The 16,898-nt window shown below is 46.1% G+C and carries 14 protein-coding genes; 13 read left to right on the top strand and 1 reads right to left on the bottom strand.

Features of this window, described 5'->3' with window-relative positions; all coding sequences use genetic code 11:
* Positions 1-4: 4 nt before the first annotated feature.
* The 13 genes from MYF79_RS29745 to MYF79_RS29685 all read left to right on the top strand — a co-directional run bounded on the left by MYF79_RS29745 (position 5) and on the right by MYF79_RS29685 (position 15,899).
* On the top strand, positions 5-1,294 hold the full coding sequence (locus MYF79_RS29745; protein ID WP_247811487.1) for a RagB/SusD family nutrient uptake outer membrane protein: 1,290 nt from the start codon (positions 5-7) through the stop codon (positions 1,292-1,294).
* 431 nt (positions 1,295-1,725) lie between these two features.
* Entirely contained in the window at positions 1,726-2,742 is a 1,017-nt protein-coding gene (locus tag MYF79_RS29740; RefSeq protein ID WP_247811486.1) for a DUF4421 domain-containing protein, read from the top strand.
* 73 nt (positions 2,743-2,815) lie between these two features.
* A complete protein-coding gene (locus MYF79_RS29735; protein ID WP_247811485.1) occupies positions 2,816-3,283 on the top strand; it encodes a c-type cytochrome in 468 nt (155 codons plus the stop codon).
* A 101-nt stretch (positions 3,284-3,384) separates the two neighbouring features.
* Positions 3,385-3,705: a hypothetical protein gene (locus MYF79_RS29730; protein WP_247811484.1), complete on the top strand. Its 321-nt coding sequence runs from the start codon at positions 3,385-3,387 to the stop codon at positions 3,703-3,705.
* Between the two features lie 223 nt (positions 3,706-3,928).
* A complete protein-coding gene (locus MYF79_RS29725; protein WP_247811483.1) occupies positions 3,929-5,497 on the top strand; it encodes a hypothetical protein in 1,569 nt (522 codons plus the stop codon).
* Positions 5,498-6,062: 565 nt separating this feature from the next.
* Positions 6,063-6,479 carry a hypothetical protein gene (locus MYF79_RS29720; protein ID WP_247809347.1) on the top strand — a complete coding sequence of 139 codons (417 nt, stop codon included), beginning with the start codon at positions 6,063-6,065 and terminating at the stop codon, positions 6,477-6,479.
* Positions 6,480-6,502: 23 nt separating this feature from the next.
* Positions 6,503-7,414, top strand: a complete 912-nt coding sequence (locus MYF79_RS29715; protein WP_247809346.1) for an IS3 family transposase — start codon at positions 6,503-6,505, stop codon at positions 7,412-7,414.
* 541 nt (positions 7,415-7,955) lie between these two features.
* Positions 7,956-8,399, top strand: coding sequence for a hypothetical protein (locus MYF79_RS29710; protein ID WP_247811482.1), 444 nt, complete (start codon positions 7,956-7,958; stop codon positions 8,397-8,399).
* A gap of 44 nt (positions 8,400-8,443) precedes the next feature.
* Positions 8,444-8,917, top strand: a complete 474-nt coding sequence (locus MYF79_RS29705; RefSeq protein ID WP_247811481.1) for a hypothetical protein — start codon at positions 8,444-8,446, stop codon at positions 8,915-8,917.
* Positions 8,918-9,439: 522 nt separating this feature from the next.
* Positions 9,440-12,430 carry a DUF5060 domain-containing protein gene (locus MYF79_RS29700; RefSeq protein WP_247811480.1) on the top strand — a complete coding sequence of 997 codons (2,991 nt, stop codon included), beginning with the start codon at positions 9,440-9,442 and terminating at the stop codon, positions 12,428-12,430.
* 606 nt (positions 12,431-13,036) lie between these two features.
* Complete coding sequence (locus tag MYF79_RS29695) at positions 13,037-13,861, top strand: hypothetical protein (RefSeq protein WP_247811479.1); 825 nt, start codon at positions 13,037-13,039, stop codon at positions 13,859-13,861.
* A 10-nt stretch (positions 13,862-13,871) separates the two neighbouring features.
* A complete protein-coding gene (locus MYF79_RS29690; protein ID WP_247811478.1) occupies positions 13,872-14,861 on the top strand; it encodes a hypothetical protein in 990 nt (329 codons plus the stop codon).
* A gap of 36 nt (positions 14,862-14,897) precedes the next feature.
* Complete coding sequence (locus MYF79_RS29685; RefSeq protein ID WP_247811477.1) at positions 14,898-15,899, top strand: hypothetical protein; 1,002 nt, start codon at positions 14,898-14,900, stop codon at positions 15,897-15,899.
* Positions 15,900-15,903: 4 nt separating this feature from the next.
* Here the strand turns inward: MYF79_RS29685 and MYF79_RS29680 are convergent, their stop codons facing one another.
* Positions 15,904-16,848, bottom strand: a complete 945-nt coding sequence (locus MYF79_RS29680; protein ID WP_247811476.1) for a hypothetical protein — start codon at positions 16,846-16,848, stop codon at positions 15,904-15,906.
* Between the last annotated feature and the right edge of the window lie 50 nt (positions 16,849-16,898).

Here is a 16,898-nt window from a genome sequence, read left to right as displayed (position 1 = left end):
TTTTATGAAAATACATCTCAATAAATACAGTCGTTCTTTTCTGGCAGGTATGCTGCTGTTGGTAGCCGCATCCTGTAAAAAAGAATATACAGACCCTTCAGGCCCCGCTTATGATGATGCTGTCAGCACAGCGAATGCCTTGACAGACGTAGCGGTGGGGCTGCAGAACTGGTATACTGCCAACAGGACAAGTACCTTATACACTTCTATTGCTACCGCCAGTCTGCTGACCCGCGGCACTTATGTTGTCAACGCAGGTAATGCAGATGAAGGCCAGCTATACACAGGCGCTGCCGCCGTGCAGAACACAAACGCTGTTGTTACCGGTATGTGGGCAGTGTCAAACAAGATCATTTTTGATGCCAACCGTGTGCTGAATGCTGCGAACAGCGTTATCACCGACCCTGGTTATGCCAGCGGTGTGATTGCTTATGCTTCCATATATAAGGCGCTGGCACTGGGCAATCTTGCTATGTTCTGGACACATGTACCTGATACTATTGGTGTGGATGTACCTTTCATCACCAGTAAGGAAGGATACAGAAAAGCGGTGCGTGTGATCGATAATGCGCTGACTGTTGTGAATGCCAATGCTATTAGTGCAGGCTTTAAAGCGAACATACCTGCAGGCCTCGATCTTGTGAACACCCTGTATGCTTTGAAGGCGCGTTATGCCTTGTTTGCAGGCGATTATGACGTTGCATTGGCCGCTGCCAGCCAGGTAACGGTTTATTCGACTTTCAACTACAATTCACTGACCACAAACCCGATCTTCACACTGGTAACAGCCACCAACAACATTTACCAGGTAGTGGATTCTACAATGGGGCTTCCTGTGGGTCTGCAACCTGACCCTGGAGATAAACGCGTACCATTTTATGTAGGGACTGATGTTAATCCGCGTTTTCGTGTAAAAGGATTCTTTACCGCTACGACCCAAAGTATTCCCGTATATCTGCCAGGTGAGATCACATTGATCAAAGCAGAATGTTATGCGCGTAAAGATGACCTGGTGAATGGTTTACTGCAACTGAACAAAGTAGTGACCAAGGCGCCCGCTGCCGATACGTTTGGCGTAGGTGCAGGCTTGCCCGCCGAAGTGGCTGCCACGAAAGACAGACTGCTGGAACTGATCTACAAGCATCGTCATATAGAACTCTTCATGAGCGGACTTGAACTGGAAGACCAGCGCAGGTTTGACAGACCGGTGGCAGAACGTAAACGTAGCTGGCTGCCATTTCCTTTCGTAGAAAGGAATGATAACGTCAACATACCTGACGATCCGACATTTTAGGATTGGGGGACTTTAAAAAAGAAAGAGCCGGGCTTGTGTTAATACAGGATCCGGCTCTTTCACTTTTTACAGATTAGTTTATTTTGTATTGGGTATTTCCGGATAGTTTGTTATTTTAGGAATCCCGGGTCCTGCCGTACAAGGTTTATACGATCCCTGTGCAAGGGCGTATTAACTGCGATGGGAGAGTGGATGCAACTGAAAAGCCATCCGGCGGCCGGGAAATTGTATGTACAGGTACCGCTATAGACATCGGGGAACTGGCACTGCCAGGTTTTAATCAAAAAGTTAAATATGTGCAATTTCTGTCCGGTAATTCAGAAATGAACTATCTTGGAAGGGAAATCAGGGAAGCAGGGATCTTGTGCTTACACTGCCTGTAAAAAGCCCGTTGGTAGAAATATCTGTGATAGCGTTGACTATGAGATGAGATGAAATATTTTTTTTTAAACCTACAACTGCACATCAGCCTGTTCCTTCTTTTACAATTTTCGGGAGCAGGCTGTTTGTACGCTCAGCATGCGAACGATAGTGCATGGATAAAGCCATTTCAGAAAGATAACAATATGCAGCTCTACGGCGGTTATGCCGGCAGCAGCTTTATTTTCCAGACCAAGAAGACGCCCCGCGATTATCTGCACCTGCTGGCCAATAACAGCGGTTATACCGGCGTAAACCTCAACTATAAATACCTCTCGCTCTTTTATGAATTCACATTGCCTTATACCAGTCTGGCCGACCGGAAAACTGGTCTGCGCAGCCGCAACCTGGAATTGTCGCAGTTTGGCAGCCGCTTCGGACTGGAAGCCAGTTATCAGCATGTGAACGGGATGTTGTTTGAGGTTCGCCGCCGTCGCAGTGAACCGCCCGTTACATTTGAAGATATCCGCTACCGGAAATACGCATTGAACCTTTATCTTTTTGCCAACCCTAAGCATTTTTCCTATAGTGCAGCCAACTTTTACAGCAAGTTGCAGCAGCGCACCGCCGGAAGCTGGCTGTTTATGGTCAGTCCTGAATACCAGCAATTCAGCTTTTCACATGCAAACCTGGTAGGCAACGAGATGAAAGACTCTATGGTGTATGAGCTTGTAAAGCCGCAGCCTACCTGGGTTTCCACGATCGGTTATGTTGGTTACGCTTTCAATCTGGTGATGGATGGAGGGCACTGGAGCATCAATCCTACTTTACTGCTGGGGGCAGGTGGGCAGTATCCGCTATACGACAGCCGTTTTAATCCGAAACAGATCACACTTGTATACAGTGCGCTGGCGCGTATGAACTGTGGGTATAATGGCGAGCACTTTTTCAGTTACCTCAGCGCCAGCCATGATTATGCCCGTAATCACCTGCCGGCAGCCCATCTTCACCTGCAGAACAGTGATTTCTCTGTCACACTCGGGTACCGTTTTTCCTCCCTTAAACATAAAATCCTGGGAGTCATATAATAATTTGTAAGAGTGTAAAGACTTTTTTGTAAGTTCCTAGCCTGAATTTAAGGAAGCTTAATATTATAACGTTATGCATTTAAAACGGTCTTATCTTGTACCACTGTCCCTGTTGCTGGCGGCCTCACTATGTTCATTATCATTGCCGCAGCAGGAAGAAAGAGCAAAGAATCTGAAAGTATTGCCTAAAAACATCAGCCATGAAGATCTCGAAAAAGAGATGCGCGGTTACAATAAGGCGCTGGGCGTAAAATGTGACTTTTGCCATGTCAGGCAGACGGACAATCCCAAGAAACTGGATTTTGCCAGTGACGACAAGGAAGAAAAGGAAACAGCCCGTGAGATGCTGAAAATGACCATGCGCATCAATAAGAAATATTTCAAATCCGGTAAAGATGCGCAGGGCGCGCAAGTGATGACGGTGACCTGTTATACCTGTCACAACGGGCAGAAGGAGCCTGCATCCAAACCACCGGCATCACAGGTACCACCGGCGCCACCAGCTCCACAGGCAGCACAGGAAGCGCCTCAGCAGCATTGATCAGTGTTTGGAGGAAATAGTTAAAAACGATATCTTTATATAGATACATCTACCTATTGTCGTATTAACTATTACAAACCTCAGAACTTCAAAAGACACTTATGACTGCTTTTCACTCCCTCCTTGCACTGGCACTGGTATTTTTCATTGCCCACGTTATGCTGCTGTTCACCTCGTTTGGAAAAAGCGGGTACAGGAAACTGAGATACTTTTATTCTCATCTTACCTTATGGATCAGTGGTGGATTATTGTTTTTACTGGCCGTGCTATATGCTGGTAAAGATGAATCATCCATACTGGATGTATTTGATACGCCAGGCAAACAATTGCTGATCCCCGGTATCGTGGTTGTACTCTCTTTAGCGGCTCACACTATTGTACACTTCCTGGTGATACCAAAATATCAGCTGGAGAAGAAGTAACACACTTTCAACATCTTTAAAAGAAACCGCTTTCATTAAATTGAGGCGGTTTTTTTATGCAGGTACTTACATAGCCAGGCCGGCATTGGAAGAATATTAATTTGTATTAATAAATAGCTATATATTTAGAAGTATATTATATCTAATATACCGGAATGAATGTGCTATTGTGTTTAATGTCCTGAACCCCTGGAATGGCAGGTATCAAAAAACTTACACTGGTATGAGTGCTCACGCCGATAGATCTACTGTAAACAGACAGGCAGCTACAAACAGTCCTGCATCAGTGCAGCAGGAAGGTAATGCTGGTTTTCACGCTGTGGACAAGCGCCCGGAAGCGATTGCACAGAGAAAACTGCAGCAGGCCGTTATGGAAAGTCCGCGGGTGAGGCAGTTAGAGGCTTTTCAGGCCATGGCAGACAATAGCGCTGTTAAAAAGTCTGTGCCGGGTGTAGCGCCTGTGCAGCGTGTGATAAATTTCACTGCCACACAATATCAGAACACCTTTGGCGGTGCTGGTGGTCTTACCATGGCACAGATCCGTGATTATACTAATTTTTTTGTGAAGAGCGACCTTGCGCTGGCCGAAGGCCGTGCTGACAATAGATTGCCGGCAACAGGGCCGGGAAACGTGGCATTTGCGGGAGATGAAGGAAACGAGAACGCAGGTGAAATAGGCGCCATTGCGGCCTACAAAGCGGCGCTCGCAGCACCTGCCGCCGCGGCAGCCCCTTTGTACGCTTCCCATGTCAGGGCGCTTGACGGTCTTGTTGCATTGGTCAACGTCATCCTCAGGAGGGTTACCACGACTATAGCCGACCATACGCTGGTGATGGCCACGCCTCCGAAGGGAGGAGCGCCCATACCTACAAGAACAGCAGCCACGGTTAGTGTGCCTAACTCCAGGACGGCCTATTCCGTAACTCCGGTTGAGGGTTATGCGCATGAGAATGTAAGGCCTACATGGGCAGCTACATATGCGGCAACGGCAGGTTCGAGGGCCGTCAAGAAGGCTGCTGCAGATGCTGCATCTCCTGCCATTAACTGGGCTACAGAGGCCGCAGCGCAAAGTGCTTTTGGCCGTGCTGCCGGGGCAACGCTGCTGGCGCCTACAACACAGGAAACAGCCCCGCGTGTTGCGGCCGATGCGGGAGTGGCGCGACCGCAGATCAAACAGTTGTCATGGGATAATGCAAAGGAGTTTTTGCCTAAACCACTGTTGAATTTACTCTTTGATGTAAAAAATCAATTGCGTGGTGGAACTATGGTAGATGAGCGAACCCCCTACGATCTGGATGCCCGTATTCGCAATGCTACATCGACGGTGCCGGGAACATTGAGGAGCTGGCATGAAGATTCTACAGGTCTCCTGCCTGGTAACGGCCGGGCTGGAGCCACGCCGGCGACGGCAGCGGCTATTCCTGCCGGAGCAGCCGCATTGCATGCACATTACACCGCTACATCCAGAACAGGTTCCGGTACGGCCGCAGGAGGCGCAGGCGCCCCAACAGCGCCGGTAGGATTTGCGGAATACACAGGAGCTGGTACCGCTCACATTCATAATATTAAAGTTGTTTTGGATTATATCAACAGCCGTGTGTACCTGACGCTATCTCATTACCAATATTGGGCGCTGGTCGTCAATGCGGCAGGCGAGCATGAGTTTATCCCCGGCGGTTCGCAGGACCGTGACACAGCAATAGACGCCATCCGGGCGCATAATACTGTGGCCGGACCACCGGTAAGACCCTATACGTTAATGAATCCCTGGATCGAGATCCTGGTGCCGTAAAATGCGCAAAAGCCGTCCATTTCAGGAGGTCTTTTTTTATGTCAAAGAACTTGTAGCCATTCATCACTCCGGGAGAATTATAGCGCTTTTTTCCGCCCGGTCATTGCACTTTTTTTTCTGATCATATCACAAAGCTAAGTAGAAAAGACATGCGGGAAATACGCATTTTTGCTGCCTCTTAATGTGGTTTAAGATATTGATTTACATTATATTGAATGCGTGTTTCATCTAAAGGTCTCAACAGGGGAACCTGGCTTTTCATGAGGCAATAGGTGCTTAAACTTTAGCAGAGGTTCGGTACAGGTTCGCTCAAGGTAGCCTCATCCTCCCTTAATCTTCCGTTCAGGAACGGAAGATTAAGGGAGGATGAGGCTACCTTGAGCGAATCTCGACCGGATCTCAGGTATGTCATGACCCTGTTTTAGACCCGTCTTGATACCGCTTTGATACCGCTAATCTTACGTTAATCTTACGTCCATGAACGTAAGATTAACGTAAGATTAGCGGTATCAAAGCGGTATCTGTCAGGTCCTGAAATAGGTTTACACCTTAAAAAGTGTAAAACATGCAAAATTCAAACAATCAGAACAAAGGTGGACGCAAGGGACGCCTGGGACCACAGTTCCAATATGAGCAGTCGTTCATGAACAAAGTCGTAGCCGATTACATGGCCGGAGACCAAAGCATGAGCCAGGTCGCAGCTCGTTATAAGATCACTAAACCACAAATAGCTTATTGGTACTCTCTTTTTTCTTCCGAACTTAGGCAAACGACTTTGGAAAAACCCATAATATCTACGGCCATGACAGAACAGGAAAAAAAGGAGTTTGATGCTTTAAGAAAGCAAAATGAAGAACTCCGTAAAAAGCTGGAACATGCCAATTTAAAGGCATTTGCTTTTCAGACAATGATCGAAGTTGCTGAAGAACAATTTAATATTGAGATCCAAAAAAAGCCTGGTACCAAGCCGTCTGCAGAGTAAAAGAACATTATCCGGACAAGGATTTGGGTAATGTTTGCGGACTGTTTGGTAAAAGCAGACAAGCTTTTTATAAGCGGAAAAACAGCGATCATCAATTTGGCCTGGAAATGGCCATCGTTCTTGACAAAGCGGAGCAAATCAGAGCTTCACAAAAGCGACTGGGCGCCAGAAAACTTCATAGAATGCTTTCACAAACTCTTCAACATCATAAAATTAAATTAGGCAGGGATCGATTTTTCAATCTGTTGGCTGAAAATGGAATGCTTGTCCGTAAAAGAAAACGTAAGAAAATACGGACTACCGATTCTAATCATCCCTTCAAAAAATATCCTAATCTGATTAAAGAGCTGAAGCTTAGTCAGGCTAACCAGGTGTGGGTTAGTGATATTACTTACCTTCCTTTGGTAGGCTCCCGGTTCTGTTATTTGAGCCTGATAACTGATGCTTATTCAAGAAAAATCGTCGGTTATTGCTTACATCCATCACTGGAGGCCGAAGGGCCTATTGAGGCCTTAAAAATGGCTTTATCGGATATAAAGAATCCCATCAAATATAGCCTGATTCACCACTCTGACAGAGGGTCACAATATTGTAGTAAAAACTACATAGAATTACTTAATGATAGTCACGTCGGCATTAGTATGGCCGAGAAGGGCAACCCGTATGAAAATGCCATTGCTGAGCGAGTAAATGGAATATTAAAGTTAGAATTTGGCCTGGACCGGTTATTTAAAAACTATGAAGCCGCGGCTGCTATAGTAGCAGAGACTATCCGCATCTACAATGAACAAAGGCCTCATACAAGCTGCGACTATCTGACTCCGAATCAGGCACATACAAAACAAGGGGAATTAGTAAGGAGATGGCGAACCAAGAAAAAAGATGGTCCAAAATCAGGATTAACAGCAGATACTGTCAACCTGATCCAGGACTAAAATCTAAAGAAAACAACCTTTTTAGGATTATCTTTTAATATTGTAAAATTCAAACGGATTATCTCACCAAAAGTGTAAACCTATACCAGGATAAGACAATCAAGACGGATACTGTCAACACGATCCGGGACTAAAATCCAGAAAAAACAACCTTTTCAGGATTATCGTTTAATAGTGTGAAATTCAAACGGGTTATATCAACAAAAGTGTAACCTATACCACGATAAGGCATACAGAAAAACTTTACAGTTTTTGTGCGGAGTTTCAGGATTGACATTACAGGTAATTGTAAATTCATTGTGTACTTTACAGCTGCGCAAATTAAGCTTTACACAGCTATTTCTGAAACCATGTATTGATTCATTAGCAGTTCGGTACCACTATAGTACCAATGGCCTTAACTTACGTTCAACTTACGTTCAAGACGTAAGTTGAACGTAAGTTAAGGCCATTGGTACACCGTTGGTAGCGGAGCCTGATCGGATATAGTTGGGAACTATTAATTTGTCTAAATTTGGCCGCTAAAATGATTCATTCAAACATGAAAAGAATATCCGCCTGGCTGTGTCTCATCTTTATCCTGATCTGTACTCACAGCTCCTATGCCCAGAAGAAAACCACCCCCACGCTCCGTGAAGGCACGCATAATTTCACCCTCCAATGGATCAGCTGGGACAAGCCTGGTAAGGTACAGATCCGCAAAAAGAACAAGAACACCTACACCATCAAAGGAGAACAGCGTGATGCACAAAGCAACAGTTTTGTAACGATTGACGGCACCTTGAAAGTTGCTTCTGCCACTGAACTGATATTCACCGGTACGATTATGAGCCTGTACGAAAGCATTAATGAAGGGAATGTATGCGAAAGGACCGGTACCTATCATTTCCTCGCCAAAGGTGCGAGAAAGTACTGGCGACTGCAGGAAATGGAGAACTGTGAGGGCAATAACGTTACAGACTACATTGATATTTATTTCAACTAACAGGGCTTCAGCGCAAATCCGGAGTCTCTTAATGTAGTTCCCAGATGGCAATCATTTTTGAAGGATTAAGCAAATGCGTATTGTGCGGACAAAAGCTGAATTGTGTTGACGAAATTACGGCAGCTCCGCCCTTGACAAGTAATACCAAAGACCCCCTCTTTGTATTCAGCGATGCCGGTATGCACGTTGCCTGTCTGGACGGGCATCCGCTAAAGGATAGCCTGTTCTATCAAATAGAGCAACTTGATAACGTAACAGGCGGTGCTAAAGCGAGGTGTATTGTTGATGGGAACCTGATTACTCACCCTGGCGACATGTTGGCGCTTGGTATGTTGACATCAGATCTGAATGAACCTTTGGCTGCATTTAACTTTATTATCCTGAACAGGAATAACAGATACAGATGGAATAGGCGGGAGGAGTTTATTTCCCTGGCAGAAGAATTTATCCTGAATGCGAAATGGGAGCCCTATGGGCCATTCGATATGCTGAAGTATATCATGAAAGAATTGGCCTAAAGAAGAGTAAAATCTTATTGATGTCCCCAATATCCCACTTGCAAACTACATCACCACCTGCCTGGTAGGATCTCTTGCGTTGCTTTCAATTTGCCGCCATTTTTAGCCTCAACAGTACGATCAAACTTACGAGCTGAGTTTGTCTATGCGTAATTCCTTTCAGGCGCCTAAAACGGCTCGTTTATATACATCCTCCTTTTTTCATTTTAGTCTTCGTCTATTTTCTAACCGGATTGAGTGTGAATTTCATTTAATACTACGGCTCAGTTAGCTCCAGACTTAATTTTTCAGAAACTTTTTTTCTACTAAAAAAATTAGTATTTTCGATTTGTTGTAACCCCAAACAGAGATTTTAAAAATGGAAATATTGAATAACCGTCTCCTTAATTAAACCCTTTTCCAACGTTTACATTTTTACAAAAAAGTGCCAGGATGATCCCATCAAATTTGTAACCCGTCATGACGAGACATCCCGCACAAGTCAGGTACCATATTTATTATTGATCACTTTAATTTTCTATCATGCCAGTTACATTTAATGGCGTTAGCCCAACCCAGGCCACCGTGGCCAAATGGGATCTGTTTGAGGCCGTTATTGACCTCAGTGCTACTTACACCAACCCTTACGATTACACAGACATTGCCGTGCAGGCTACCTTTACCTCCCCCGGAGGTGTGCAGCGAACGGTGGATGCTTTCTGGATGCAGGATTACAACCTCAATCCATCTACCGGCGATCTTTCCATCAATGGCCCGGCCGCATTCCGTGTACGTTTTACGCCGGATGAAGAAGGTGCGTGGACGTATGTTCTCTCCGGCAGGCTGCAAGGCGGAGCCCCTGCCACAAGTCCTGTATATTCCTTCAACTGCTCCGGTGTGTCAGCTACCGGCAAGGGATACATTCGTAAGACCAACACCAGTTATCTCCAATGGGATAGCGGTGCACAATACATCCCCGTGGGAGAAAATCTGGCCTTCCCCGATGGTGATGTTATTGTTAATTATAACTATCATCTCAATAAGCTGGAGCCTACAGGTGTCAACTTTGTCCGCATCTGGATGGCTACCTGGGGAGTGGCCCTGGAATGGACCAACGTTGGAGGTATAACGGGATTTGACAAGCTGAAAAAGTACAAGCAAACAGCTGCCAAGCAGATCGACTACCTGCTCACCCGCGGACAAACCAACGGTTATGCCATTATGCTTTGCATCAACTATCATAACCAGTTCGTAGCAGGCGATGAGTGGCAAAACAATCCATACAATGTAGCACAGGGTGGTCCCTGCGATGATCCATTGTCATTCTTTAGTAACAGTACCGCGAAAGAGATCTTCAAAAACCGCCTGCGCTACCTGGTAGCACGATGGGGATATGCAGGCAGCCTGCAAAGCTGGGAATTGTTCAATGAAGTGGACAACACACCCTACTATAAGAGTAAGCCCGACGACACTATACAGTTTGACAACTCGGCTGTCATTGATCAATGGCATAACGAAATGGCTGCCTATCTGAAATCGATCGACCCTTACCATCTTGTTACGACATCCTTTGGTGATGAGAAGTATGGCGATGGTACCTGGCGTAGTACCAGTATCGATTTTACGCAGGTGCATAAGTACAAGCAGGATCCACGTATGCCACGCCTGCTCGCCAACCTGAATCAACAACGTCTCAGTACCTATTCAAAACCGGTACTGGACGGCGAGTTTGGCATGACAGTGATTGCTACTGATGAGAAATTAGTGGATCCGAACGGCGTCAGCATGCACAATGCAATGTGGGCAACCCTGCTAAGTGGCGCCATGGGCAGTGCTATACCCTGGTGGGAACACTGGGTGGACGACCAAAACCTGTATCCGCACTTTTCAAGGCTGGCTGCGTTTAAGGATATCGTGCCTTTTGTGAGCGGTAATTATCAGAAAGCGTCCCCGACGTACTATAATACAGCTCCGGCCGACCTGACCATCAAACCCGAAGGAATGTGGCCTGTGGATGCGGGCAATCCCAACAATCCTCCGCCTGTTCTTGACTTCACATTGGATAATGAAGGCGAGCTGACGCCGGGGCTAAGCGAGCTTTCACAGTTTGTTTGGGGCGTAACAAACAACAGTACTTTGCGCAGACCCCCCACCTTTCATGTCAATTACCTGCAGAACGGAAGCTTTAGCGTGATAGCGGCAGATGTCAGCCCTCATGGCGGTAACGTTAATATCTATGTGGATGGCGTACAACTGCTTGACCAGGTGGCTCAGAAAGACGGTATCTATACGGTGCCTGTCAGTGCTGGACAGCATACTATTAAAGTCGACAACCTGGGGACTGACTGGGTACTGGTGGGCCAATTCAGGTTTATCAACGCAGTAGGGCCTTTAAATCTATATGCCCTGAAAAGCGCTGATAGCAGCCAGGCGGCAGGTTATATCCAATACAGGCTGTACAACCACCAGTATTTTATAGATAACAACACGACCACACCTCCGCCACCAGTGCCTGCCGGCGCTATTGTAAATATGCCCGGTATGAGCAACGGGACCTACACCGTCAACTTTTACAGTTGTGCGCCCGCCGCAACTACCGCTCCCGCGCAACCTGTCGATACCCGGATAGCCACCACAGCCAATGGTGTGTTAAGCTTCGATCTGCCGGAACTGCCGTGGGATATTGCATTTACTGCTACCCTTAGCACGCCGGATGCGCTTAGCTCGCCTGTATCTGTGTCGCCTGTACTGGGTTGGGCTGCAACAACTGCTGCTGTCTTTACCGTAGATAATAGCGGTATAAGGCCAGGTGCCTCCAGTCTCGGAATGTTTGTGTACGGCAGTCAGGCCAATACGCAATACCGCAATCCGCCTACCTTTGTTGTCAACTACGCACAGGCGGGATATTTCGAGGTGCGTACCGCTGCTACCATTTCGGTAGGTTTTCCACGGGTAACCATATATGTGGACGGCGTTAAAATGCTTGACCAATCTGCTGTTATTAACACCTCTTATGTGGTTGCGCTCACACCGGGACTGCACAGGATCACGGTAGACAATCTCGGTGGCGACTGGACACAGGTGGATCATTATGCTTTTGTGCCATCACTTGCGTCGGGCCTTCCAGCGCCCGGACAAACTGCCGGTGCCAGAACAGTGCTACCGGGATACCAGTGGGGCAGTAAACCACCGGTGAACACCTTTACGCTGGCTGCTGACGGTACATTAACACCGGACGCTGCCAACCTGGCCATGTATGTATATGGCAAACCTGCTCATCCGGAGTTCTATAATCCTGCTACCATCAATGTCAGCTTTCCCCAGGACGGATATTTTAAGCTGACAGTTGCTTCAGTGTCACAGAATGGTGCGCGGGTGAGTATCTATGCAGATGGTGTGCTGCTGACAGACCAGGTAGCATTTGCCAATCTCTCATATGTTGTGGTGCTTAAAGCTGGTACGCACAACATTACCATCGACAACCTGGGTGGAGACTGGTTCCTGTCTGATACCCTGGTGTTTGATGTTTTATAGTCATCGTTACATAGACTGCCAGAAGCGTTAGAAAGCTGTGAATAAGTAGTGTTTGTAAATGCATTCCAGGCAGTATGCAGTGCAGCCGTCTCAAAGTAATTGGGGCGGCTGCCTGTATTTGCGCGGCTTATTACCCTCTGTATAACTAAGCCCTGATCTTTTATGTGCAAAGTGTCTTGCATTCATCACTGTCCTATCATCAGTGTACTATTGACCGATGATTAAAATAAATAAATTATAATAATCTCCTATAGTCCTCTGTGGAACTGCGTTTCATCTATGAACCAATTTTATATAATAGTAAAAAATACTGATAGCAGTTTGAAAAAATATTTATAACTTAACATAAGCAAATTCGTTATAAAGATCCCTCACCCCAATTTCCTCTATAGCGCAATAAGATGATGGTTTAGGCGCGTAGCACGAAGATGAAATACATGTGAGGCCGCAATATTTCATTCGTCACTAAAGAAATAATCCAGGTATATAGCCAGGCGATACAGTATGCCAATCACCAATAGCATTTATTTTATGGCTTGTATATAAGTTCATGTGAATAATAATATGAAGACTGTTGCAAACGGACGCTCAGCCTCAAGGCGCCGTATGAATTGGATATGGATCAGTGGGGTGGCTTTCCTGTTGTCCTTCCTGGCTGCAGGTGTATTGATCTTCTTTGGTAAAGAACTGGAAGATCTTGGGATCACGGGAAATATTTATTACATCATTCTCATCCCCCTCGGATTCAGCAGTGCAGCTTTTCTTGCCGGTGCAATGAAATCGTATGCTTCCTTTACATCAAATGAAAGCGTCTCTTACGGAAAGCTGCAGCTGACAGGTCCTATCGTGATATTCGCCCTCGTAGTAGGCGGTGGCTTTATTATGCCTAACTTCAACAGGAAGGAACAGTTTGATGTGAAAATGCGCATTGTCAGCAATGACCGTCCCATGACTACCCTGAATGAAGGTACGGTGACCTTGTATATCGGGAAAGAACCAAAAACAGTGAATATCCATGATGGAGAGGTGGCATTCTATAATATACCGGAAAAGTATCACAACAGGAAAGTCAGGATAGTACCTGCTATTAACAGTTATCAACTGGCAGATTCCAATGAGGTGCTGATCTCTAAGAATGAAGATTATGTGGATATCCATGTTACCAGGACCAAAGAATCATTGTCCACATTGGTTAGAGGTTCCGTGCTGGATCAGAAGAATATGGCCGTTGTGCATGCCTTGCTTGATTTTTCCAGCGGACTGGCTACCTGTTACACAGATCCCAATGGAAATTTTTCCCTGACAGTACCATTGCCACCAGGAGAGAAGGCGCAATTGAAGGTGGTCACAGATGGGATCACCAGGTTCAACGAAGTAGTGACTATTTCATCGACAATACCGATTGATCTGAGAATAGATAAGACCCCTTAATCTGATATATATGCCAAAAGGATGTTTGAGATGCCGCCTTGCAATATGTTTGCTATTGCTTACGCATGTTTGTTTCAGCCAGAACGTCAGAAGATTTAAAGGAAGGGTGGTGCTTTTCGACGGCAGTAAAGCGCTGAACAATATCTCCGTCAGGCTCGTAGACCAGGGGCGGGGAACGACTGGTTCAGACGGACAATTCATTATTCCCATTAACAACAATGTCAGTACCGTAACCTTGGAACTGGTGGACAGTGACCAGAGCATTCTGTATCCACCCGGAGGAAGTGTAGCAGTACCGAGAGATAGCAGTATTGCCACTGTTTTCATTGTGGGAGATTCCCCGAAGGATATTCTCACCCGCGCTGTAGCCAGAAGCAATAATGAGATCAAGAATGGCCTGCTGCAACTGGGCGTGAAACAGGATGGTATAGAGCAGTCACTGGTTGCTTTCCGGGATGAGATCCAGAAGATGACCAACATCAAGCTGGAAGATCTGAAAGACCAGATAGATCTTGACAGAAGAAGAAAGGACTTTTATCCACAGCTGGCTGCTGCTATCAATAACTATACGAACGAGGCAAAAGATCTGAAAGATGCCTTCAAGTTCACCGCAAGGCATGCGTTTGATGACCCGCAGGCGATGCAGGTGCTTACAGACGCCGTGACCAGTTATAATGAAGCCTTTGAAGATATTAACAGGAAACATAGCGGATATGAGGAAATGGTGGCGGACTTATGGGAAAGTGAAGCAAAGGCCACTGAAGTACGGGAATGGTTCAATTATGCATTGGGTGAACTGCATAGCGCCAATATCTTCACCCTGAACTTAAAGATAAGAGATATCAATGAATATAACAGGGGAGAGATAAAAGGCGGGCGGAGAAAAGAATTTAAAGATACCGTTATGCGTGAAATAGAGGCTTCGCAGCTGCAACTCGAAAGAAGGCTGCAGGAGCTGGACAACAGGGCGCAGATCCTCTTAAGCAGATTGGCCATGTAACAGACAGCTTATTCAAAGTAATATAAAACGACACTTATGAAACAGTTGATAAGGGGCAGACAGCTATTCCTGCTGTTGCTGATCATCCTGTTTACAGGCCCGCGCTGCGGCAAATCCAAAAAGGAGGTCACCCCGGTGCCGGCACTTAGTTCTGTCTCTCCCCTGAAAGGTATCGTGGGCGATCCTGTAACTGTAAATGGGCAGAACATTGGTAATGCCGACAAGATCACGTTCAATAGTACCGCTTCTACAATTGTGGGTAATACCGGCACTTCTATTACAACAGTTGTGCCGTCAGGAGCCACTGTAGGTATGAACAAGATCGCAGTGTACACCAGTGGAGGAAAGTCCAATGAACTGCAGTTCGAAGTAATAAAAGAACCGGACAATGTAGATCCCTTGCCGCCAACGCTCAGTAAGATCATTCCGGCGGCCAACTTCACAGAATATCCTGTACTGATCTACGGCGATAATCTTTCAGGTGCTATCAGTGTCACCTTTAATGATAAAGATGCTGTTGTTTATACTAACAATAAGAAGGTGATCACCGTTACCGTACCCAAAGACCTGCCTGCAGGCACGGCGACCGTAAAGGTGAAAACTGTTAAAGGCACGTCTACGATCAATTTCCAGGTATCAGGTCCGCCACCTGCAGGGCCTGCCAGCGTTAACTTCTCAATCATTACAATCCCACCGCCCAACTATGTTCCGGGTATTTCGAACAACTGGAGCTGCGGGCTGTTCTCCCTGCAGGATGGGAATAACTTCGTTGATCTCAATACAGATGACGGTACATTCAATTATGACGTGACCGGCAGCTACGAATATCACTTTGATAAGAACAAGGACTATAATGACTTAAACTACATTGAGTTTACCAATAAGACGACAGGTGAAACTTTCGCCGGACAATTCTCTTCTCCTACAGCGAATCCCTGTGTATTGAAAATGGTGCTGATCTCTTCTAAAACAGGTACTATCTCAACATGTACGTTTGACAGGAGATCCAATGAGCCTGACCTGCAATGCGATCAGTGATACATTAGTGTAGCACATAGCGCAAACTGAGACTGTAAGTGTTGAAGTCCGGGTAGTTCTTTCCTTTGATATCATTGGCATAAAAGCCATTGATGAGCAGCCGGCGGGTGATCTGGTATTGTAATCCGCCGCCAAGCTGCATCGTATAGCGGCTGTAAGACCAGCTGTTATCTTTCATGAACATAGGAATATAATTAAACAAAATAAAGGGGATAGTTTTCCTGGGGATTAAATAACTTAAGTACAGGGAGATGGGAGAGAAGAAGGCTGCCGGGGTATTGTCTCTCTCAAATCCATATTGCAAACCCAGCTGGGAAAAGAGGAACAGGCGTTCACTCAAAGGCTGGTTGTACAGGAATTGTGTCAGCAGAAAAAACTGGTTATAACCTAATACCTGCTGCTTCGCGCGACTGATACCCGTCGGGAAGATGGCACTGCTTTGTATGGTGAAATTATAATTCCTTCTCAGGGGCCTCCACCTGATCCTCGCCGCTACAGATGTAATGGCTCTTGCTGATTTGCTGTTACCTTCCACATCTGTATCAAAGACCTTAAATATAGAACTGTTCCTGTCCTGGTCTATCCTTCCCATCACAATATTTACATCTATTCCGACATTGAAGCGTGCGTGTTTTGATACGCCATATGTTGCCTGTAATGTGCGGTAGAGGTACGTTTGACGGACATTGAGGTCGCCCAGGTGGCCGTCGTCATCCCTGTAATTGTTAGCAGATATAATAGATGCAAAGAAGTTTAATTCCAGTTGCCGGTGATTGACGAGTACCGACGAAACAGCGGGAATAAACGGAGACAAGCGGGAGGTAGAGTCTTTTAGCCGCTGGTACTTTTCTTCCAGCTGCTGGTAGTAGCTGGCGGTGTCTGTCTGCTGAGCGAATAAGCGATACGATAAGATATGCAGCATGCAGATAATGAGTATACACGTTTTCATGTGGTTGGAGTTAGGTGAAATGACAATCTGATAAGGGGGGATAGAGATGC

Source organism: Chitinophaga filiformis (assembly GCF_023100805.1).
Taxonomy (GTDB): Bacteria; Bacteroidota; Bacteroidia; order Chitinophagales; family Chitinophagaceae; genus Chitinophaga; species Chitinophaga filiformis_B.
Note: the sequence above shows the minus strand (reverse complement) of the source record. Positions and strands in the feature narration are given on the sequence as shown.